Below are 23,189 nucleotides of genomic sequence, written 5' to 3' on the forward strand. Positions count from 1 at the left end.
TGAATCTGCCTATTTACGCCACTTAGACGTACATAGGATTTTGGAGTGATCGCACCGATCTTTATACTTCGCTGCAATTTCAGTTACTTCTTTCATCAGGCCAACATCTAACTTCGTCGGTTGCAGACCTAAATCCATAAAGCACTTATTCTCAACAAATAATTCGTTTTCTGCTGCCTCTGTTCTGGGATTTTCTAAGTAGTCAATCTTAGCGCCAGTAATATCTGCAATAATCTTAGCCAAATCCCTCACCCGGTGGGTTTCAGTCATTTGGTTAAAGATTTTGACGCGCTCCCCTGATTCAGGAGGATTCTCAACGGCTAGTTGAATACATTTAACGGTGTCTTGGATATGAATAAATGCTCGGGTCTGACCACCCGTGCCATGCACTGTTAAGGGGTGGCCAATGGCGGCCTGCATCAGAAATCGGTTCAGGACAGTCCCATAATCACCATCATAATCAAAGCGATTAATCAGGCGTTCATCCTGCTTTGTATCTTCTGTATTCGTTCCCCAGACCACACCTTGGTGCAAGTCGGTGACTCGAATCTTATCATTCTTGTTGTAGTAATAGAAGAAGAGCTGATCCTGGGTTTTAGTCATGTGATAAACACTGCCCGGATCCGCAGGATAGAGGATTTGCTTTTCAACCACCTCACCGGTATCAATCACCACCTGAACATCGAGATAGCCTTCAGGAATCTTCATGCCAGCAGTACCATAGCCATAAACGCCCATGGTGCCCAGGTGAACCACGTGGATATCCAGGCCAGATTCAACGATGGCAGCTAAAACGTTATTGGTCGCATTGAGATTGTTATTAACCGTATAGCGCTTTTGCCGGGATGACTTCATGGAATACGGTGCAGCCCGTTGCTCAGCGAAATGCACAACCACATCAGGGCGATAGGTGCAAAACAGATTTAAGAGCCGATCATATTCCGCCGCGATATCGAAGTTGTAGAACTGAATATGCTTGCCTGTTATGTCTTGCCAGGTCTTCAGGCGAATCGAAATCGGACTAATGGGGGTTAACGAGTTGGTCTCCAACTCATTATCAATGTTGCGCCTGGATAAATTATCTACAATGACAACATCATGGCCAAGTTTGGATAGATGTAGCGCAGTTGGCCAGCCGCAGAACCCATCACCGCCCAATATTACAATGTTCATGCTTTGTCCCTAAACCGAATGTCTCAATTACAGACGAGAATTTGAATCTTCAGAATTGCTGGTCAGTCAACGACACACCCTTTTCAGCAACCGTTAGATACGCTACCCGTTTATAACAGCTTCATAGTCTTTAAGAATATCTCAAATCGGGGACCATCACGATTTGGGGTTGTGACAATGCTCAGATCGTATTTTGGTCAACCGCTGGGATACGGTGAGTCTTAAAAATGATAAGGTTCAGCGTCTAGACCTCACATGGACTTTAGGCTTTAGACATGACGAAATTGGCAAAGCTTAGCTCGTTGACCTTATTCCATTTGTAAACCTTTTCGCGAAAGGCTTTCCAGGGTTCATAGATCTCTTTAAAGCTAGCCTCTTTTGCCGCGTTCTCCTCATAGATCTCAAAGGAGATTTTTTGGGCGGCTTGCAGGATATCGTCGCTATAGCGAGTGAGTTGCGTCCCCCCTGCCACTAACTGAGAGATAACATCACGGTTTAAGGCATCATAGGCAGCCAACATATTGATATTGGCTTCGTAGGCCGCCGTTTTGAAGATTTCTTGGTATTCCTTGGGCAATTTATCCCAAGCTTGGCGATTGACTAGGACATCGAGGGTCGGACCGGGTTCCCACCAGCCGGGATAGTAATAGTATTTGGCGGCTTTTTGTAAACCGAGTTTCTGGTCATCATAGGGTCCCACCCATTCTGCGGCGTCGATGGTGTTTCGTTCTAAGGCCAGAAAAATATCGCCACCGGGCAGGACTTGCACATTGACTCCTAGCTGCCGCATCACTTCACCCCCTAACCCAGGGATCCGCATTTTGAGTCCTTTTAGATCGCTAGCCGTTTTGATCTGGCGTTTGAACCAGCCGCCCATTTGCGCTCCCGTGTTACCCGCCGGGAAGTTAATGACGCCAAAATCTGCATAAATTTTTTGCATGGCTTCCAGACCACCGCCATGATAGAGCCAGGCATTTTGCTGCTGGGCAGTCAAGCCAAAGGGAACGGCAGTGGCAAAACCCAGAGCGGGGTTTTTACCAATGTAGTAGTAACTAGCGGTATGACCACATTGGACACTACCGGAGCGAACCGTGTCTAAGACTTCTAAGGGTGGGGCAATTTCGCCCCCCGGTGAGACCTGAATTTGAAACCGACCATCGGTCATGGCACTGACGCGATCGCTAATGGTTTTGGCACCGCCATAGATGGTATCTAAGGATTCTTGCCAACTAGTGGCCATGCGCCAGCGCACCTTGGGTAAGGCACCAGAACTGCTGGTGGAGGAGCGCCGACAGGCGGCAAGAGTGGTGGTTGCGATCGCACCCACTGCCGAATTTCGTAATAACTTGCGTCGTTTCAACTGTTCGCTCCTCAACCCTACAGGGGCCATCTCGCTAAGCCTGCTATCAGAGGACTTTCGGCAAATCTTCCGAGAGATAACCGCCTCCAATCCTACCGATAAATGAATCCCCTACCGGAAAACGCAACAGAATGTTGCCATTCCTGCCCAATTCCCCCGATTTTTTAGGCAGAGGAGTAAATCAAGACTGTCGCTTCATGCAGTAGTAGGGGAACGCTAGGGCCATAAATTAACTTGTCTCTAGTAGCAAGATGTCGAAAAGGCGACGATACCGACCGTTTTTAATTCTATTTGCGATTGGAATGTTCCTAGGATGCTTAACTGCCACGCATCCTAGACTGATCGCCAATCCTCACTTATTCCATGCCCAGGCTTACTGGACTCCGACGGTTACCCAGACGGTCAATCAAACCTCCTTGGCGGGAACCTGGGAGTTTCAAGCTGATCCGCAGCCCCCAGCAGATAAGCTCTTGCTACAGCCGAGCGGACCGGATATTCCACCGGTCCCCCAGGGCCAATGGCAGGAGATTACCGTGCCTTCCAACTGGTATTTGCAAGGGCAAGATGTATCGGGGGTGGTTTGGTATCGCCATCAATTTCGCGCCAATAGCCAATGGCGGGGGAAGATCACCCGCCTCGTTTTTTCGGGGGTGGACTACACCGCCGATGTTTGGCTAAACGGACAATATCTAGGGTTTCACGAGGGCTATTTTCAGCCTTTTTCCTTTGATGTATCCAAGGCTCTGATGTTTTCGGGGCAGAATGAATTATTGGTGCGGGTCAACAGTCCCCTAGAGCCTGAAGGGCAAGATTGGTCCCTGCGTAAACGGTTAATTAAAGGCATTTTTAGCCACCACGATACCCGTCCGGGTGGCGCATGGACCGATCGCGGTCAGGAGAAAAATACGGGAGGTATTTGGGCACCCGTATTTTTGCAAGTCTCTGATCAAATCGCCATTGAGACGATTCAAATTACCCCGAAGTTCGATGACGACTATCAACGGGCCACGGCCAAGGTGGATCTGATGGTCAACTCTCCAGGGCTGGGCAAAATCACTCTAGATGCCCATGTGCAGCTAGTACCCGAGAACTTTGAGGGAGTACCCATTGGCCCCATTCAAGTGCAGCGCACCCTGCACCAGGGAGCCAATCACCTCAAGCTAGAGGTTCCCGTAGACGACCCCAAACTCTGGTGGTCTTGGGAACATGGAGATCCCAATCTATATCGCCTCACGGTACAGTTGGCCGATGGCAAACGGCTACTGGATAAGGCCTCTGATGTGTTTGGCTTTCGCACCATTCAGTTTGACCCGATAGAAAAAATCTGGCGTTTGAATGGTCGCCGCCTCTTTTTACGAGGCACTAATTACATTGCCACCCAATGGCTAAGCGAAATGACGCCGGACAAGTACCAAGCGGATATTGACCTGATGAAGGAGGCCAATATCAATACGGTGCGGGTTCATGCCCATGTGATCGGCAAGGAGTTTTATGAACTGTGCGATCGCAACGGCGTATTTGTCTGGCAAGACTTCCCCTTGCAGTGGGGCTATGAAGATACGCCCCAATTTCTCAAGGAAGCCACCCGCCAAGCCCAGGATATGATTGGTTACCTTTATAACCATCCCTCGATTCTGGCCTGGAGTCTGCATAATGAGCCGCCCTGGGATGCGGACTGGATGAAGTATAAGTACGAGTCCTATGATCCAGAGCAAAATCGCGAGCTAGATGCCAAGCTATTTGCCAATCTCCAAGGAGAAGACCCGACCCGTCTACTCCATCCCGTATCTACCGTGGGGGAGCACCCCTGGTGGGGCTGGTATTCCCACACGATGTATAAATATGCAGAACCGACCACGGAAGCAATTATTTCCGAATTTGGCGCCCAAGCCTTACCCCACCTAGCGTCCCTGCGGCGCATCTTTACGGAGGACGAGCTATGGCCGGATACGGAAGCGGAATGGGACAAGTGGCTTTACCACAACTTTCAGCGCCATGAAACCTTCAATATTGCCAAGGTGCCCATGGGCAATACCACCCAGGAGTTTATTGATAACACCCAGCAGTACCAATCCCAACTGATTCAGTTTGCCGCCGAAGCCTATCGCCGCCAGCGCTATCAGCCCGTTTCATCCATTTTTCAATTTATGTTTGTAGAGGATTGGCCGTCCATCAACTGGGGCATTGTCGATTACTGGCGACAGCCTAAGCCCGGCCATGAAGCCCTGAAATGGGCCTATCAGCCCGTCTTACCCAGTATTGCGTGGCCGCAACTCACCTGGACCTTGGGAGAAACGGTAGAGCTAGAACTCTGGGCCATCAACGATTTGTGGAAAGACTATCCAGAGGCCATCTTTACCTATTCTTTGCACCAGAATCAACAACGCCTCAAATCCGGTCAAAGTCGGATTAATTTGGCTGCCGATAGTAGTCAGCCCGTAGATAAGATCTTTTTCCAGCCCCAGAACTTGGGTAGCTACACCGTCACCGCCACCCTCAAGGATCGGTTAGGGACGGTCTTAGGAGAAAACCAGTTTGTATTTGATGTGATGGATCGGGGGGAGCCAACCAATGAGTCGACGTCGTAAGTTAAGAGCGCTCTTAATCTGTTTTATCGCCTCAGTCGCTTTAACGATTGGGGTCGCTACGTGGGTCTGTAGCCAGCAGCTCGCCGAGGACTTTGCACCTAAAATTGTGCTCAACCAAGTTGGGTATCGCTCTAACTGGGACAAGGTGGCCTTTTTACTCAATGCAGAAGACAATGCACCTATTAAAACCAAAGTTGTTGATCAGCAATCGGGGAAGACAGTAGCTACGATCCAGCCTGGGCCTGCTGAATTGGATGAACAGAGTCGCGATCGCATCCAAACCCTAGACTTTTCCGACTTCAAAAGATCCGGTGAATACTACCTGCAAGCGGGTGACTTAAAATCAGTCCCTTTCCAAATTGGCCAGGATATCTATCAGGACACCTTTACCAAGCTCTTGCGCACCTATTATTTACAGCGCTGCGGTGTCGCCATCTTTGATCCAATCACCGGGATTTACCACCCTCCCTGTCATCTCAAAGATGCCGTAATCGCCCATGATGACGCCTTTCACAAAGCGGGAGATACGGTGCAAAGCCAAGGGGGTTGGCACGATGCCGGGGACTACGGCAAATATGTGGCAACCACAACGGTCACCATCGGCAGCTTATTTAGTCTGTACGAGCAATATCCCCAAAACTTTACTGACGACCAGTTAAATATTCCCGAAAGTGGCAACCAGGCTCCCGATTTACTAGATGAGATGAAAGTCGGTCTAGACTGGTTACTCTCCACTCAGCGCCAAGATGGTGGAGTTTATCGCAAGCTCTCCGGCAAAGAATGGCCAATTGGCAAAGCCCCCGATGAAGATAAGCAAACTCGCTATCTGTATGGCGTTTCCACCCCTGAAACCGGGAAATTTGCCGCAGTAATGGCTATGGCGGGTCGGATCTACAAAGACCCCCAACAGGCCAAAACCTATCTAGATGCCGCTCAGCTAGCCTGGGACTACTTACAGACTCAGAACCAAATACAAGAAGGCTGGATTGATGGCGATGACAGCGGTTCCGGGAAGTATCTCTTATCTGAAATTGACGTTGAGGACAGCCTGAAAACGGATATTGACGATCGGTACTGGGCCGCCGCCGAGCTATTCCTAACCACTGGAGACTCAAAGTTTGAGCAATATCTGGTGGACCATTTCGATCAGATGCCCTTTAACCTCTACGAGTGGAAGGATGCCTCCACCCTAGGCATGGTCGATTATTTACTTTATGCCAAAGCAGACTCCAACCAGCTCAAACCCCAAATTCAGCAAAAACTCTTAGGCCGTGCCGATCAAATTATGGAGCGGGTCGAAGGGAGTGGCTATCGGTTGGCCAACCATCGCTTTATTTGGGGTTCCAACAAAATGACAGTCGAAGAAGGCATTACTTTAGTTCATGCCTATCACCTCACCCAAGCGCAGAAATATAAAGAAGCCGCCCTCGATCAGCTCCACTACATGATGGGTCGCAATCACTTTGACCAAACCTTTGTCACGGGTGTGGGCACCCATCCCGTGGCCAAGGTGAACCACCTCTTTGCCAGAGCGAAGCAAATCAACATTCCGGGGTTAGTCGTAGGGGGTCCCAATGATGGAGCCCAGGATAATATTGCTCCCAAAGGGTTAGGCATTCGCAGCTATCTCGACAGCGAAAAGTCCTATGCAACCAATGAATATGCCATTGACTACAACGCGCCCCTCATCACTCTTTTGGGGATGTTGTTAGAAACGTCTTAACGAACCTCTTACACCCACGCGCTTTTTCATCAGGGGCTGTGAAGCGTCAACTCACCGAGTGTTATCTTGAGTCATACTGAATTGCCTGAATAAAGCCCGTGAACACGCCTAGCCACGCGATTATCAACCTTGCCCTCCTGATGAATGTGACGGAGCAGCCAGCGGTGTTGGCGGTAACGGCGGGAGCCATTGCTCCAGATCTGCCCATGTTTGTGTTTTATGCCTGGGTGAAAGGGGTACGGAAATTACCGGAAGGTCAAATCTGGACGGAAGCTTACTATCATCCCTTTTGGCAAACCTGCATCGATCTATGCCATTCCATTCCATTGGCGGGGCTGGCGGCTTGGGGCTGCTGGCAACTGGGGTTGATGCCTGCGGCCTTGTTTTTTATCAGTATGATTTTGCATTCTTTGGGGGATTTGCCAGTTCATAATGACGATGCCCACAAGCACTTTCTACCGCTCAGTCAGTATCGGCTGATTAGTCCCCTGTCTTATTGGGACCCGAAACATTATGGTCGGCAAGTGGCGTTTGTGGAGATGCTGCTGGTGTTGGGGACTTCTGTGTTGACGTTTCCGATTTTGGGTAATATTTGGGGCCAAGGGTTGGTGGTGTTGGTCAATATTTTTTACTGGTTTACCTTTGGCTATACGTTTTTGCGGCGACAGTTGCCTAATTTGTTTTGTCGAGCGCGGAATGCTTGAGGGTTAGGTTTCGTCGAAGGAGAGGTTGGCGAAATGTTCTTGGAGGTAGCGGTGAACCCTACCGTTGAAGATAGGCATATAGAGTGTTTAATTCGGGAATCCTAAATATAAAGCGATGTAAAGTTAGAGCTTTTTATTCGATAGGCAAGACCATTTAGCTCAGGTTCTACCCCATAGTTTCTGCCTCTATCCCCATCTTCCATGCTTCATTGCCCAAACCCCACTTGCACCCATCCCCAAAATCTGGATGGTCGTGCAACCTGTCAGAATTGTGGACAACCCCTGATCGGAATATTGCGCCATCGATATCACATCATCAAACCTATAGGTCAAGGTGGATTTGGCATTACCTATCTCGCCGAAGATATTGAGCGTTTTAATGAAACTTGTGTCGTCAAACAATTAATCTATCAAAGCCCGGATAGCCCAGGAGCCCAGCAAAAAGTCCAAGCTCTATTTACCCAAGAAGCCCAACAACTCTTTCAACTGGGCACCCATCCGCAAATTCCCAACCTGCTCGCCTACTTCCACGAAGAAGGCCGTCAATATCTCGTCCAAGAATTTATCGAGGGCCATAATCTCTCGCAAGTTTTGAAACGTGAAGGGGTATTTAACGAAGCGAAGTTAAGACACTTTCTTGCCAGTATTCTGCCCGTCTTAGGCTATATCCATTCCCAAGGCGTTATTCATCGCGATCTAAAACCGCACAATATTATGCATCGCCCCGCCGATGATCGCTATTTCCTGATTGATTTTGGAGTGACCAAGCAAGTTAATGGTCAAGAAACCGTAGGCACTGTTTTAGGCAGCGAAGGTTATGCAGCCTTCGAGCAATTACGAGATGGTCGAGCCTATCCCGCCAGTGATCTCTACAGTTTGGGGGTTACGTGTTTTCAGTTCTTGACGGGCCACGATCCACGCTCACTCCAGCTCCAAATTGGCTATTCTTGGACCCAAACCTGGCAAAAGCATCTCTGCCAGCCCCTGAGTCCCCAATTAGTCGATATCATCCATAAACTGCTACAAATTAATCTTGAACATCGCTATGCCTCCGTTGAAGACGTTCTCAAGGACTTGAAAAATCCCCAACCTCTGTCAACAGAAGTACAAAATGCATCCCATCGCCAACCTACTGTTGATCGTCAGTCTTACAAGCTTGAATTAGCTCAAGCAACTGACCGTACTGCAATCATTTGTGAGCCAAGAAGCGCAATCCCAGCAGTATCAGCATCTCAACTGGAGTACCCTCCTTTACAAGCGACCCAGTTTGAGGTGGCAACGCTCAATGTTATGGGCCAAATTCAGTCTGTTCAAACCCAAACAGCACAATACTTTATCGAAGCGCTAGGGGATGACCTTTCTCTCTCAATGATCGCGATTCCAGCAGGGAGCATACTGATGGGGTCACCCTCAACAGAAACAGCCCGACGGAATTCCGAAGGACCGCAGCACCACGTCTCTGTTCCCAACTTCTATATGGGACAGTTCCCCATCACGCAAGCACAGTGGCAGACCGTCGCAGCCTTACCGACCATCAACCAAGCTCTCTCGCTAGATCCGTCTCAGTTCAAAGGACCAGACCACCCCGTAGAAAACATTTCTTGGCTGGATGCAGTGGAGTTTTGTGGCCGACTGACTCAAAAATTCAAGCGACTATACCGTCTTCCCAGCGAAGCAGAATGGGAGTACGCCTGCCGAGCTAATACAACAACCCCATTTCACTGGGGCGAAACCCTCACTGCTGACCATGCTAACTTTCATGGCATGAAAACTTATCGGTTGGCTCCCAAAGGGCAGTATCGCAATCAGACGACTCCTGTCGGAAGTTTTCGCCCTAATGCCTTTGGTCTCTACGATATGCACGGCAATGTCTGGGAATGGTGTGCCGATCATTGGCATCCCAACTATCAAGACGCTCCTGTAGATGGCAGCATCTGGTTCGCCCAAGACGATGACAGAGCAGCCCAGACCACCCATCCCTGGCGAGGGGGATCCTGGTATGATGCGCCCGCCAGCTGTCGTGCTGCCTATCGAACCTTTGCAGATGCCGACTTTAAGAGCAGTAATTTAGGCTTTCGTGTCGTCAGTCCAGTTCTGTCCCCCTAAGCACCAAATTTACGGAGGGTTTGTGCTGGGAAAAAATCGCCAGAGCGACAGTTATCAACCCTCGCTCAATGGGTTTATGCCAATACTCACTATCGATACAGTAAGGTATTAGTAACAGAAATAGGGGGTTTAATTGAGTTCTGTGAGTGCCTCAATTTCTCTAGCAGACTAATGTTTCAAAACATGGTAGCTTCAATATTTCAAGTGATTATTGGATAACACTATCAAAGTAAGACTTGAACAATAAGCTATTCCAGTGTGCTGAGTGATTCTTTTCAATTGATTCCTATGAATATCTAAGCAATGGTTTGTTGTCTCAATCCCAAGTGTGAGAAACCCCTCAACCCGGACACCAGTAAATATTGTCAACAGTGTGGTGCTAAACTAACGCTGTTAAGACGGCGATTCAAGATGGTTCGTCTGCTGGGTAAAGGTATGTTTGGCAATACGTATCTTGCAGAAGATCGAGATAATTTGCAAGAGCCCTGCATTGTCAAACAGCTCATTTGTCAAGCCCAGGGAACGGATGCCAGCCAGACGGTTGTTGAACCATTTTTACAAGAGGCAGAACAACTTAGACGGCTGAAAAAAAACCAGCATATCCCCAGCATTTTAGCTTACTTCGAAGAAAATTATATTCCCTATTTGGTCCAGGAATTTATCGACGGCCAAGACCTGCAACAAGTCATTGAAAATCAGGGTCCCTTCAGTGAAAATCAAGTTCGGGCCTTGTTGCTAGAGCTATTACCCGTCTTACAGACCATCCATGATCAAGGGGTGATTCATCGGGATCTGAAACCCGCTCACATCATGCGTCAGCATTCGGACAACAAGCTGATTTTGGTGGGGTTTTGTGTCTCCAAACAAATCAATTTATCTCGGTTACAACAAACCGATAACGTTCGCGAGAATACCAGCTACGCACCACCTGAAGTCTTTGCTGTCGACAAAGCCCGTCCCGGCAGCGATCTCTATAGCCTCGGGGCAACCTGCGTCCATCTGCTCACAGGCGTTGCACCCCACGCTTTACCGATTCAGGGCGGGGCCGTATGGGTCGAACATTGGCAACAGCATCTTCCCCAGCCGTTAAGTGCTGAATTAAAGCCAGTGCTAGAGAAGTTATTAAAGACAGACCTAGCGGAGCGATATACATCCGCGTTAGAAGTGCTCAGAGAAGTACGGGGCTTAGCCAAAGGAACCACTCGCCCCCTCCCTCAAGCCCCAGCCGTTCGAGTCGCCCAGGCCGCTGGCCAGACAGCCCCGCAGGTCAGATCCCAGCCCAAGGTCCCCGCCCAGCAAACCACACTGCAGTCTAAACCTAAGTCTTCTACCCCTTCCTTCCAGGCGGAAGTCGCCCAGGTCGATGCCAATGGCCAAGTGGTGAGTCGCCAATTTCGTCCGATTGGCTACATAACTGAAGATATCGGTAAGGATGTCAAGCTGGAGATGGTGCATATTCCGGCAGGCCGCTTTTCCATGGGCTCGCCCCCTAGCGAGCAGCATAGACAACAGACCGAGAGTCCCCAGCATATTGTGTCCATTCCGGAGTTTTATTTAAGCCGCTATCCAATCACTCAAGCGCAATGGCGGTTAGTCGCCGCCTTACCCGCTGTCAAGCGCGAACTGGATGATTCTCCATCCCACTTTACGGGAGATAATCGCCCCGTCGAAAGCGTCTCTTGGTTCGATGTCGTCGAATTCTGTAACCGACTGTCCCAGCTCACTGGCAAGGACTATCATCTCCCTAGTGAATCTGCCTGGGAATATGCCTGTCGCGCCGCCAGCAACACACCGTTTGCTTTTGGCGAAACCCTGAACACAGAACTGGCCAATTATGATGGCACGGCAACCTATGGGGCTGGATCAACGGGGAGTTTTCGCCAACAAACCACCCAAGTAGACAAGTTTCCGGCGAATCCGTATGGGTTATCGGATATGCATGGCAATGTCTGGGAATGGTGTGCAGACCACTGGCATGGCAACTATGGCAATGCTCCAGTTGACGGCAGCGTTTGGCAAGATCAATACTTTTTTGCCTGCGTGCTCCGGGGAGGAGCCTGGAACACTCAAGCGGCCAGCTGTCGTTCTGCCTCCCGCATTTGGGAAGCGGCCTCTGAACAAAGCAATCACATTGGGTTTCGGGTGGCCTGCACCTTAACCAAACCAGCTAGCCCATAAGTCCTGCCAGCCCGTCTTCAAGTCAGAGCGTAAAAAAACCGCAATAATGATGGGAATGCTCATTTTCATGAGGTGCAACATCCTGCCGGATGGAAGTTCTCTCCGTTACGCTGAAAAACTTTAAGGCCCATCGCGATCGCTACTATGAATTCCGACCGGGGGCCAATGCCATTTGTGGTGAAAATGGGTCAGGGAAGACCAGCATCCTGGAAGCCATTGCCTGGGTTCTATTCGATCACAGTGAATATAAACGAGCCGAACTGATTAGCGTCGGGGCCAAAAGTGCCCAGGCCATGGTCAGCTTTATCTCCCACTTGGATGGGCGGGTCTATGAGGTGCGTCGCTGTACCAGTCGCGGCTATGAGGTTCACGACCCGCAGCTCAACCGCAAGCTAGAGCTGAAAAAACTGGATGATGTTCGCTGCTGGCTCTGTGAACATTTGGGGGTAGGGGTCCATACGGAACTGGCCAAACTCTTTGCGGAAACTATTGGCATTCCCCAGGGCACCTTTACAGTAGATTTTCTCAAATCGGCGGGCGATCGCAAAAAGGTATTCGACCCCATCCTCAAGGTGGAAGAGTATAAACAGGCCTACGATCAGGCCCAAAAATTAACCAGCTATGCCCAGGCCCAAGTCCAACAGCTAGAGCAAAAACTACAGGGCTACGACCAGCAACTCGAAGGCTGGGAAACCCTTAAGCAACAGAAGCTAGAGCTGGCCAACACCTTGACTCAACAGCAGGCCCAGATGCAAACCCTGGCCCAGCAGTTGGCCGAGATGCAGACGGAACTCCAGGATTTAAAGGCCAAAGACCAGGCCATCCAAACCTTAGAAAAACAGGTACAGCAGCTCCAAACCCAATGGACCAGTAAACAGGAAATTCTCCAGCTCTTAGAAGAGAATTGGCAGCAGGCCGACAAAGCTGTCCAGATTTGTCGTCAGCATCGCCCCCAATTTCAAGCCTATCAAAGCGCCCAAGAAGCCCTCAAAGCCCTCGCTCAACAACAGAAACAACGACAACAACTGTTGCAAGAACGCGATCGCATCCAAAATACCCTGCGCGATCAGCAAGTCCTGCTTTCCCAAAACCAAGGCCAGCTTTCCACCTTCGCCAAAATGGAAACAGAACTCCAAGACTGGCAAACCAAAGTCCCCCAGCAACAACAGCTCGAACAAGAAAAGACCACTTGCCAGCAAGCCCTACAAACCCTGGTCTCGGAACAACAGCAGCTGCAACGACTGCAAGAACAGCGCCACAAACAGCAGCAGAATCGAGAAACCCTCAACCAGACCATTGGTCAACTGGTCGCTCTAGAACCCCAAGTTCAAGCTATTCCGAACTTTGAAACCCAGCAGCAAAAGATTCAAGAACGACTGGGACGGATTGCCGCCGCCCAGCAATTTGCCACAGAATTACAAACTTTACTGACCGAAGCTGAACCCCAACAACAGCAATATCAGCAACAAGTCGGCAAAGCCAAAGCTCTCCTCAAGAGCCTATCTCTGACTAAAGCCCAAACCACCCAACTCGCCACCCTCTTAGATCAAGGAGCTGCCCTCACTAACCAGATTATTCAGCAGCTGCAAGCGGCGTTTGCCGACATTATTGATCCGCAGGCGGTTACCAAACTCCAGCACCAGCTCCAGCAGATTAAAACCCAACTCAAAGCCGCCCAAAAAGCCCAGACCCAGTGGCTGATGTTAGAAGCCAAGCAGCAGCAGCTCACGGAACTGGATCAAGGGATGGCGTCCCTGCAACAGGAGTGCGATCGCATCCAAGTCTCCCTCAACCAAGAACCCCAACTCCAAAGCCAGCTCGCACAACTCAACACCCAGCTCACGGAGCTGAATAACCCCCAGGGCCATGTCAGCATCCTGACAAAACAGCTGCAAGAGGCTACCCAACTAGAAGCCGAAATTGCCCGTCTCCACCAGGCGTGCCAACGGCATGAACAGTCCCTCACCACCGTTGACACTCAGATCCAAGCCTTGGGAGATCTGGAGGCCCAAGTCGATGCCCAACAGCAGATCCAGCAGAAGCATCAGGAGGTCTATCAGCTCTATTTACGCCATCGAAATCAGGCTAATACGTTTAAAGAGCTGGATCAGCAACGCCGAGAGGCCATGGCAACCCAAACTCAGCTGCAAACCCAGCTTACAGAAGCTCAAGCCCAATGGCAGGAGCAACTGCAAGCCCATAACCCGGAGCGTTTAGCAGAATTAAGTCAAACCTATGAGCAACTGCAGCGCCAGCATGATCAGCTTCAGGGGGGGCTGGCACCGCAACAGGCACAGCTCCAATATTTAGACCAACAACTGCAAACCAAGCAAGCCCTTGCCCAAGAGCGTGATCAGGTCCTAATCACCCTCGATGACAAGCGCCAAATCTCACAGTTTGTCACCGATGCTCGCAATATCTATAAACAAAGCGGCCCCCGGATCACCAAATTCTATCTCACGGAAATTTCTTGGGAAGCCGATCGGTTGTATCGAGAACTGCTGGATCGACCAGACGTGGCCTTACAGTGGACCGAAGATTATGAGATTCAGGTTCAAGAACAGGGCCACTGGCGCACCTTCAAGAGTCTGTCTGGCGGTGAGCAAATGTGTGCAGCGTTAGCAGTGCGATTAGCCTTACTGAAAGTCTTAGTGGATATCAATATTGCGTTTTTTGACGAGCCCACCACGAACATGGATGAACTGCGTCGTCGGCAGCTGGCCGAAGCCTTGGGGCATCTCAAATCCTTTCATCAGCTATTTGTAATTAGCCATGATGACACCTTTGAGAGCGTTACAGAAAATATTATTCGGGTCGAACGAGCCAGTTAAAGCGTTCAGGCTCAGAGGACCTCACTCTCTTAAGGGGTCGTCCATTGGGTCACAGGGGCCGCAATTTGCTGCTGTTTTTGGTAGGCCGCTACTTCCTGCTGACACATGCTCAGACTGTTCTGTTCGGTGTCACCCACGGATTGAATATGATGCATTTTAGTCAGGGGGACTTCAACTTCTAGGGCATTTTCATGGGGTGCCCCCAAGGACAACACGTCCAAGCGCTGATTCTTAGCCGTGCCCGTAAAACAACTGAACTCGGATTGGGGATAGAAAAATGCTCCCGTGACGTTCTGGCCCTGCTTCTTAAACACAACATAGCCTTGGCCGATTTGATTGGCTTGATCCGTATCGCCATAAAGATACGTGCCATCAGCAAGGGGCGCTGCGGGACCGGAGGCCGCGATATTTGTAGGTTCTGCAACCGCGATACCAGTGCTTCCTAATACCAAGGCACTGCTGACCGCCAATACAGTTTTCAGAGAACCAGAGAGGATTGAAGCTTGGAGAAATCTTTTCATTTTTAAAGTCTCACTACCACTTGTTTAATCTTCAGTTAAAAACCTAGGAAAAACCGTGATCTTGTTGTGTCTAAACCGTGCTTTAAATCAATCATATGTGTGATCAAAATCACTCTTAATCTGCGTCTTTTTATCCCTCATTTTTTGGTTGCTAAATAAAATCTGAGAGTCTGGATAAGGGAAGAGAATCGATAGCGCAGTCAACTCCGTGTAATTGCTTATCTATACTGTGACAGTTTCTTCATAGACCTCACAATGGTGGATACACTGAGTCTATCGAGACCAGATGAGCAGAACCTGTGAGGGATACAAAAATCTGATGAGACTTCCGTATATATACGGTTGTTCTACTTTTTGTCCTCGCTTCAACGCCCCATTAAAAAGCGGAAGGGCCAGCCAAATGTATCAGGTTGTAAACTCAAATTTTGGCCTATTTTATAGCAGCTCATCTGCGAGGAAATCCGCTTGTCATCAGGCAGATTGCCGCTTTGAGAACCGCTTGATTCAGAATGGATTGCCCTTGTGATCCGGATCATCAGAAGACTTGATGTACGTTACAGCATAGAGATGGGCAAAAGAAGAATATAACCTTGTGAGTTAGATTCTTCGTGGATTTAACCTTCAGTCAGGTGGTATCGACAACAGTAAGTCCGCTGTAATTCTGCTTACATCCGTTTCATTCTCTATCTTTTGAGGAGGGTACACCCCATGACTCCAGAAGCCAAACAAATCCTGGTTCAACTTCGAGAAACCTTCTACGCCCAGTTTGCAACGGCTATGAAACGGGACGTGTCTGTTACCAAAGACAACTCCCTCATTTTTAGCCCGTCTCTCGCTGCGATCGCATCTTGGGTCGATGATCACCAACGCTTTAACTATCTCAGCGTTCAGGCCCACACCGCTCCTGATGCCCTCTTCCCGGATCGCCCCTTAACCCTGCGGGTGAACATTAATCCCCCCAGTGGTGTTGTCACCAATACCAAGAGCGTTCATAAGAAAACGGGCTTAAGCCTCAACGCATCCTGGAGCCTCAACCTCACGGTACTACCGGAAGAGATTGTAGAGATGGCCCATTGGGTCGCCAGCTGGATTCATTCCCAAGATAATGACAGCATTGCCATTGCTGCTCCTTATCGCCTCAAAGTCACGCCCACTGAAAACAGCGACGACTATCAAGTTTGGACGCAAACTGCTTGGTATAGCCTCCATCCAGAAGAGCAGCCTGCTGCTCCCGTGGACCAGCCCCAAGCGGCTTAATGACAGTTGCTATATCAGATCGCCCAGGGCTAGTCCTCTGCTGCACTCCATCAGACCTCCTGGGCGATCACCTCCAGCTCAGCAACGTCCACCGCGCTAAAGTGAGGACGATGCTTTCTGGCAAAAAGCGCTTGTGAAACCGTCGAATTCTGCTCCTACTCAACCTTGGAATGCCCGAGAAACCGTAGGATTAACGATCTTGGTTTTGGTCGTTTTTTTCAGTATCAGTACTGCGATCGCACTCTTCTTCGTCATTTTACAGTTGGCGACAGACCCTAACCTCACCCCAGATATCGCTCTAGCGGCCATCGAAACCAATGGCTTGGCCCTATCCTTAGCTACCCTAATTTCAGGGATTGTGGCTAGCGGCCTGATTGTCGCCCTGTTGAAAATCCGTCCGGCCTTCACCGTTAAGCAGTACCTTGCCCTGCACAAACCCCGCTGGACCGACTGGTTGATCTGGCATGGACTCTTACTGGCCCTGATGGTGCTGTCCGAATCAGTCCTAAGGGCCTTGGAATATCAAGAAACCTTTACTGCCGAGATCTATCAAACCGCTCAATTCCCTATGCTGCTCTACATTGCCATTGTGGGAATTGCCCCTGTGTTTGAGGAACTGCTCTTTCGAGGGTTTCTCTTTCAGGGGCTGCAAAGGTCTCGACTCGGGCCAGTCGGTGCCGTTTTGATTACAGCGGTGGGCTGGGCCATTTTACATGTGCAGTATGGCCCTCTCATCATCTGCCAAATCGTTTGCTTTGGCCTGCTGTTTGGGGTGGCCCGCTGGAAAAGCCAATCTTTGTTTGTGCCTCTCTCCATGCATTGTCTCAACAATTTGTTAGCCCTTTTGATCACTAGCCTGCAACAGCCTTAGCATCAGGGCTCGAGAGTCCCGTCGTATCAAGCTTTTCTCAGGGACTAGACGGGACTCGATTCATCCCAAAGACTACTGCTAAACTAAAATACAAACGCTTTAATAACGCGATATTCACGTACGCCTGATTTACGTCTTACAACGGTTGAAGTCATTATGCCTAGCGACAATTTTATAGATAAAGCTTTTTCAGCAATGTCCGATGTCGTCATGAAAGTGATTCCTACGGATCAAAAGTCCAAAGATGCTTTCAAATACTATCGGTCCGGGATGGCTGCTCAGGTAGATGGCAACTATGCAAAAGCACTGGGTAACTATACCGAAGCACTGGCTTTAGAAGAAGATCCCTTTGACAAAAGTTACATCCTCTACAATATGGGCTTGATCTTTGCCAATAACGGCGATCATGAAAAAGCCTTGGATTACTACCATCAATCGTTAGAGTTAAATCCAAATTTAGTCCAAGCGTTGTATAACACTGGGGTCATCCTCCATTACAAGGGCGAACAGGCAGAAGAAGCCGCTGAATTGGATGAAGCCGAACGCTTTTTTGACCTAGCGGCCGACTTCTGGAAGCGGGCTATTAAAATTGCCCCTAACAACTATAGTGAAGTGCAAAACTGGCTGAAGACCACGGGACGCGTCGGCGTCGGCTAGCCCTAGGAAAGAGGTCAGTCCTTTAAACCGCTTTCCTCTTTTCCTCACCCTGACCTCCAAAGACAAGCATCCGTTATCGTTCCCCTAGAAATTTCTAGGGGGACTTGCAATATATATCGAAATGCTTATCCAGTCAGGGCCAATAATAGTCCGACCCCAATCACCGCCACAAAGGCCCCCAGCCATGCCCGGGAACTAATGCGCTCTCCCATCAGCACGGCCATAGGCAAGACAAATAAAGGACTCGTGGCATTCAAGGTTTGAGAAATCCCGGTTACCGTGTACTTGAGGGAGAGCTGCTGCAGCCAAATCCCCAAATAGGTCCCCGCAAACGAGGCCGCCAAAAGTCGGAGCAGCAGATCGGTAGTATTCATGGCTTGCCACCAGGTCTGAAGCTGCCGCCGCACCACTCCCCACACCACCACCACCACCACACCAGCCGCCAACCGCAACAAAGCGCCCCATTGAGGACTCACGGTTGTATTGTCTAAAGCCGTCCGCGATAAAATCGCACCAATGGCCTGAGCCAAAGATGCTAAGACGGCATAGAACAAACCCAGACCTTGATGTTTCACCGCATGGGTTTCAGCAGCCCGCTCACTAATCACCCAGACAATGCCCATAATGGTGACGGCAATCCCCACCCAGGCAAACGGAGAGAGCTGCTCCCGCAAAAACCACAGAGCTAGACAGGCGGATAGGGGAGGCGCTAGGGTGCCGAGTAGCAGCGTTCGCCTAGCCCCCAAATACCGTAAGGCTTCCAGATACACCGTATCGCCAAACCCAATCCCAATCGCCCCACTGAGAAGCAACAACAGGCTGCTTCTTCCGGCCAAAGCTGGCGCATCCAGTCTCTGGACAACAATAGTCATTCCCAAGAGGGCAATCGCGATCACCCCTTTGCCTAGATTCAAGGCCAGGGCAGGGGCTCGCCGGCCTAAGGTAGCATAAATCATCGAAGCCACGGCCCATAGGAACGCTGCACTGACAGCGGCAATTTCTCCGATCATGGTGTCGACGCGATGGAATGGCTGATTTGAAGGCTCGTCATCTTAGCGGGTCATGGCTCATCGGGGTATGGAGGCTCATATTGGCATTTCAGGTATGTTTAAGCATCAAACTGGGAAGACTGGCAAATATTATGCTCTTGCGAATCTATTTTGGCGCAACAAGGGCTTAGGCTTAACAATGGTATGTCCTGGGGAGTGATTTGTGGCAATACACCTTCGTAACTGGCTAGCCGATCATTTAGAGATCAGTCCTCGCCGTAAAGCAGAAATCTATCACAGCCTCCTGGATTCCGTCAGCTTAGGGGATATCAGTTACTGGCTGCAGGTGCTGTTCTCGGCTGGCATTGCCACTCTCGGGCTGGTCTTAAATAGTCCAGCCGTCATTATTGGGGCGATGCTGATTTCCCCCCTTATGGGCGGCATTTTGGCTAATGGCTTAGCCTTTGCCGTCGGTGATTTGGTCTTAGGCACTCGAGCGATCGTTAATTTAGCTGTGAGCTGTCTAGCAGCCATTGTCTTTGCCATCCTCATTATTGCCCCTATCCCTTTTAAGGAATTGACGCCCGAAATTGCCGCTCGGACACAGCCCAATGCCCTCGATCTCTTTATTGCCCTATTCTCCGGGGCGCTAGGGTCGATTGCCACAGCCAAAGAACCCAAAGGGGTTGTCACCTCTATTCCCGGAGTGGCCATCGCAGTGGCCCTGATGCCGCCCCTCTGCGTGGTCGGCTACGGTATAGGCATTCGCCTCAGCTCTGATGTCGTTGGCATTAGTGGGTTTCAAATTGCCCGGGGGGGTGGGTTACTGTTTTTAACCAATTTGGCCGCCATCACCTTAATGTCCATGTTGGTGTTTTTGGCCCTCAATATCGGTATGCCCGAAGTCAAATCTCAAGCCATCGAATGGCATGAAGAAGATCCCGAAAGTCGGTGGGTGCAAAATTTATTGACGCGACTGCCCGTTACCAATCAGCTCCAGAAAATCGGCAGTTTACCCAGCCGTCTCGTGGTGATTTTGCTGCCTATTCTGGCCTTACTCATTCCCCTCAATCAGGCTTTTTTACGCTTGCAGACAGAGTTAGCCCAAAAACAGGAAGACAATGCTCTACGCCGATTGGCGACCACGATCTGGCAGCGCAATTTTGCCAATACGGCCACCGGAGAACCTCGGTCCTATATCAGCCAATTGAATACCGCCGCTATCGAGGACAAACTCACCGTTCAGTTAACGGTCTTTACTAGCGAGCCTTATACCCTGGACGATCGGCAGCAGTTTAGGGAGACCCTGGCTCGCCAATTAAACCGACCTGTTAATTCTCTGGATCTTCAGTTGATTGAGATTTTAACGGCGTCCAATGAGCTGCTGGCTCGGCTCGCCGATGACCCGGTAGCCCCCGAGCCCATTACGCCAGATACCCCACCCATCAGTGTCTCTCAGGCTCAAGTCAATTTGCTGCAAACCGTCGATAAAGCTTTGGGCACGATGGTATTACCGACACCTGCTCTCCCCCTTCGCCACGAAGTTAGCACCAGTGCCATTAATCCCCTCACTCTCAAAATTATCTATCTGAGCGATCGTGACATCGGCAAAGATGCCCAAACCTTACTGCGAGAAGATCTACGCAATCGCCTCCAATCACCCATGACTCAAGTCATTTTGGAGCGAGTCCCGACGTTTCCTACCCCCTTAAATTTTGAATTGGATCTGTCAGCGATTTCCCCCGCAAGTCAACAAACCTTGAAGCAGGTGGGCACCATTCTGCAACAGCAGCCCAATTTGTCCGTGGACATTGTGGCGCGAGCCGAAACCTTGGAGAACCCCGTGATGAACGAGAATCGGATCAAAGCGGTCCAAACAGTCTTGACGAAAACTTGGGGCATCAATCCTCAGCGCATCCAGAGCCGATCTGGTCCCATCTTAAAACGGGGAGAGCGTCCGACGGTTCTGCTCAAAATTAACCTGAAGTAATAGTTTCTTCGGGTGCAGATAGAACCATCCAGGGCTTAATTACTATTGCCATAACTCTTTGGACAAGGGAATTAAGGCGTCTTAACAACCTAAAGCATGCTCAAAAAAGACGGTATAGTTGAAAAATTGTTGATATCCCAACTTCATCACTCTAGATTCAAGCCTATCTAAGCTTGGCTCATTTTTTCTTCAATCGATGAAATAAATAGCCTGAGTTTGGGAATGATAAGACTAGAGATACGTGATCCAGATCACAAATACAAGCCGCTATAGTCACTGCTCGCAGGGGATATTGCTGACATGCTGGATGGCAACCCTGTGCAACGATCCCGCAGAGATAGTCACAGTTGGGTGTCAATCCTGAATCACACCGTAGGGGGAAATGAGTCATGTCTGTTGTTCTAGCAGAACGATTTGCACATAATCCAGATTGGTCTAAAATTCAGCCGCATGATTGCGATCGCGCCCAAGAATTGGTGACTTTAATCAAAACTCAAATTCATCAGGACCGCCAAACTCTGGCAGATGACTACTACGGTTGGATTTACGAATTAACCAAGCTTTTAAGTAGCCTGTAACCCCTTTTTTACTCTGCGCGTCGCATTCAGGTCATATGCGAGTAACGTTAGAGTGATATGACATGTCAGTTAAGATTTGTCAACAATCTAGATCACAAAGATCGAAAAAAGTTGGACGATATTTAGCCTTGAGCCTGGGACTAGTGCTGCTATGGCCGCTTCAACAGGCTCAAGCCGATAGTCCCTTAACCTCCACTGATCTGGCAACGGCCTATCAAGAGATGCCGGAAGTCCAGTTAGCTCAACGCACGAAAGTTGCCGAGGGTCAGGTCTTAACGTTCCTGTTAAGCGATGCCCCCACAGACCAAAAAGCAGCGGTCATTAATGCCCTAGGCTGGAATTTTAACGGCCAACGAAATGGCTATCGTTTCCTAGCCGGTTTAGCCCAAGCCCAAGGACTGACCCTACAAGAGATCCAACTTCACCATTTGCGGCCTACCGACCGCTTTGTCCTAGGCTATCTGCTGGCCATGGATGATTATTTTGAACTGTCTTCTTTATCTAAAACGGCGACTGAAGATCTGTGGAAAGCCCGTCCTCTTCAACTGATCAGTCAAGCGGCCTATGCCTTACCCGATGATTTTACGGTGCAGTTTGTTCGCGCCATTGTCCAGGGACAGAACGACTTTTCCCGCTCTTGGTGCTCGATCTACCTAGAGCCACAGCAGGTGTTAAACCAATTTTCGATGGCGAAACGGAATTTGCGACCGCAAGCCGTTACCCAGGCCATGCAGTATCTAAACCGCTATGAGTCCCACTGCCAGCACCCTGCTTTCTTGACGAACCAACCGTCCGTTAACTCTGAACTCAACCAAATCTACAAAATTGCCGAATTTCAGAATCAGATGGTCACAGCCACTCAGGGCGGGATTGTCTTTTGGGATCCACAATCCCAGACGGCAACCGCAACCCGAGCGGAGAAGCTCTGCACATCCCTGATGGTCTGGTCCAATGCGCTATGGGTGGGCTGTCAACATCGCCTGTTGCGTTTTGACGGTACCCACTGGAAACTCTATCGCTACAGCCCTCAATCCACTGAAAGCGGTTTTCAGCTCGTCCAAGGTCCTCAAAAAACCTTACTCGCCCGCCATGACGGCCAGCTTTGGCAGTTTGATGCCAAACAGAATCGCTTTGTCGCCACCGATCCCCAATGGGGATCAGGACAAGGCTATGACCTGATCTATCTCCAGAATGGAGAGCAATGGCGCATCGACTTCCTTAAGGCCATCTGGCGGGATCAGCAGCGCTTTTCACTCCAGTCTGACGCCTATCCCGGTAACGACCCACGTTCGTTCTATGAAGATGCCAAGGGGCAACTGTGGGTGGTGGACTTTAACCAGGGCTTTTTCCGCTTCAATGATCAGACCCAAACCTTTCAAGCCATGCCCCATGTTGCCGGTAAGGGATCTGCGATCGCAACCGATCAACAGCACACCTACTTCTTGCACTACACCTCAGGATTGTATGTTCAGACGAAAGGTCAAGCCGACCCCACGTTCATTGACCTCTCAGCATTAGGCTATATGCGAGACCTCTTCGTCGATCAGAAGGGTGATATTTGGATCGGGGGCTGGAATCAATTGGTGCGATTACGTCGCCAAGGAAATCAGTGGAGCCGAGACCGTTATCGCCTGTTTAACTAAGAATTAATCTCTTCTTAAGT

At 49.8% G+C, this 23,189-nt stretch carries 16 protein-coding genes; 12 read left to right on the plus strand and 4 right to left on the minus strand.

Annotated elements, in window-relative coordinates; all coding sequences use genetic code 11:
* Positions 1-9: 9 nt before the first annotated feature.
* Together ON05_RS15670 and ON05_RS15675 are read right to left on the minus strand one after the other, a co-directional pair.
* Positions 10-1,173 carry an NAD-dependent epimerase/dehydratase family protein gene (locus ON05_RS15670; protein ID WP_010475447.1) on the minus strand — a complete coding sequence of 388 codons (1,164 nt, stop codon included), beginning with the start codon at positions 1,171-1,173 and terminating at the stop codon, positions 10-12.
* Positions 1,174-1,435: 262 nt separating this feature from the next.
* Positions 1,436-2,533 (minus strand): TRAP transporter substrate-binding protein, encoded by a 1,098-nt coding sequence (locus ON05_RS15675; protein WP_029315300.1) that lies wholly within the window; start codon positions 2,531-2,533, stop codon positions 1,436-1,438.
* A gap of 251 nt (positions 2,534-2,784) precedes the next feature.
* On the opposite strand from ON05_RS15675, the gene ON05_RS15680 reads away from it, so the two are divergent.
* The 6 genes from ON05_RS15680 to ON05_RS15705 all read left to right on the plus strand — a co-directional run bounded on the left by ON05_RS15680 (position 2,785) and on the right by ON05_RS15705 (position 14,663).
* Positions 2,785-5,121: a glycoside hydrolase family 2 protein gene (locus ON05_RS15680; RefSeq protein WP_236619008.1), complete on the plus strand. Its 2,337-nt coding sequence runs from the start codon at positions 2,785-2,787 to the stop codon at positions 5,119-5,121.
* Positions 5,105-6,844 (plus strand): glycoside hydrolase family 9 protein, encoded by a 1,740-nt coding sequence (locus ON05_RS15685; protein ID WP_010475450.1) that lies wholly within the window; start codon positions 5,105-5,107, stop codon positions 6,842-6,844. The genes ON05_RS15680 and ON05_RS15685 overlap by 17 nt, the downstream gene beginning before the upstream one ends.
* A gap of 98 nt (positions 6,845-6,942) precedes the next feature.
* Positions 6,943-7,548: a hypothetical protein gene (locus tag ON05_RS15690; protein ID WP_010475451.1), complete on the plus strand. Its 606-nt coding sequence runs from the start codon at positions 6,943-6,945 to the stop codon at positions 7,546-7,548.
* Between the two features lie 201 nt (positions 7,549-7,749).
* On the plus strand, positions 7,750-9,654 hold the full coding sequence (locus tag ON05_RS15695) for a bifunctional serine/threonine-protein kinase/formylglycine-generating enzyme family protein (RefSeq protein WP_010475452.1): 1,905 nt from the start codon (positions 7,750-7,752) through the stop codon (positions 9,652-9,654).
* A gap of 303 nt (positions 9,655-9,957) precedes the next feature.
* The gene (locus ON05_RS15700) at positions 9,958-11,832 is read left to right on the plus strand and encodes a bifunctional serine/threonine-protein kinase/formylglycine-generating enzyme family protein (protein WP_029315301.1); all 1,875 of its coding nucleotides are present in this window, start codon (positions 9,958-9,960) and stop codon (positions 11,830-11,832) included.
* Positions 11,833-11,921: 89 nt separating this feature from the next.
* On the plus strand, positions 11,922-14,663 hold the full coding sequence (locus tag ON05_RS15705; protein ID WP_010475459.1) for an AAA family ATPase: 2,742 nt from the start codon (positions 11,922-11,924) through the stop codon (positions 14,661-14,663).
* Positions 14,664-14,692: 29 nt separating this feature from the next.
* Here ON05_RS15705 and ON05_RS15710 read toward each other — a convergent pair whose 3' ends face one another.
* Complete coding sequence (locus ON05_RS15710; RefSeq protein ID WP_010475461.1) at positions 14,693-15,184, minus strand: hypothetical protein; 492 nt, start codon at positions 15,182-15,184, stop codon at positions 14,693-14,695.
* A 708-nt stretch (positions 15,185-15,892) separates the two neighbouring features.
* Here ON05_RS15710 and ON05_RS15715 point away from each other — a divergent pair.
* The 3 genes from ON05_RS15715 (at position 15,893) to ON05_RS15725 (ending at position 17,969) form a co-directional block, all read left to right on the plus strand.
* Positions 15,893-16,441 carry a hypothetical protein gene (locus tag ON05_RS15715; protein WP_010475463.1) on the plus strand — a complete coding sequence of 183 codons (549 nt, stop codon included), beginning with the start codon at positions 15,893-15,895 and terminating at the stop codon, positions 16,439-16,441.
* A 133-nt stretch (positions 16,442-16,574) separates the two neighbouring features.
* A complete protein-coding gene (locus ON05_RS15720; RefSeq protein ID WP_010475464.1) occupies positions 16,575-17,312 on the plus strand; it encodes a CPBP family intramembrane glutamic endopeptidase in 738 nt (245 codons plus the stop codon).
* A 156-nt stretch (positions 17,313-17,468) separates the two neighbouring features.
* Positions 17,469-17,969, plus strand: coding sequence for a photosystem I assembly protein Ycf3 (locus tag ON05_RS15725; RefSeq protein WP_012163272.1), 501 nt, complete (start codon positions 17,469-17,471; stop codon positions 17,967-17,969).
* Positions 17,970-18,094: 125 nt separating this feature from the next.
* On the opposite strand, the gene ON05_RS15730 is transcribed toward ON05_RS15725, so the two are convergent.
* On the minus strand, positions 18,095-18,979 hold the full coding sequence (locus ON05_RS15730; protein ID WP_010475467.1) for a DMT family transporter: 885 nt from the start codon (positions 18,977-18,979) through the stop codon (positions 18,095-18,097).
* 202 nt (positions 18,980-19,181) lie between these two features.
* Between ON05_RS15730 and ON05_RS15735 the strand changes: the two genes are divergently transcribed.
* From ON05_RS15735 to ON05_RS15745, 3 genes are all read left to right on the plus strand, one after another.
* Positions 19,182-20,948: a DUF389 domain-containing protein gene (locus ON05_RS15735; protein WP_010475472.1), complete on the plus strand. Its 1,767-nt coding sequence runs from the start codon at positions 19,182-19,184 to the stop codon at positions 20,946-20,948.
* A gap of 389 nt (positions 20,949-21,337) precedes the next feature.
* Positions 21,338-21,526 carry a hypothetical protein gene (locus ON05_RS15740; protein ID WP_010475474.1) on the plus strand — a complete coding sequence of 63 codons (189 nt, stop codon included), beginning with the start codon at positions 21,338-21,340 and terminating at the stop codon, positions 21,524-21,526.
* Between the two features lie 128 nt (positions 21,527-21,654).
* Entirely contained in the window at positions 21,655-23,169 is a 1,515-nt protein-coding gene (locus tag ON05_RS15745; RefSeq protein WP_139025878.1) for a hypothetical protein, read from the plus strand.
* Positions 23,170-23,189: the final 20 nt, after the last annotated feature.

This window comes from Acaryochloris sp. CCMEE 5410 (genome assembly GCF_000238775.2).
Lineage (GTDB): Bacteria > Cyanobacteriota > Cyanobacteriia > Thermosynechococcales > Thermosynechococcaceae > Acaryochloris.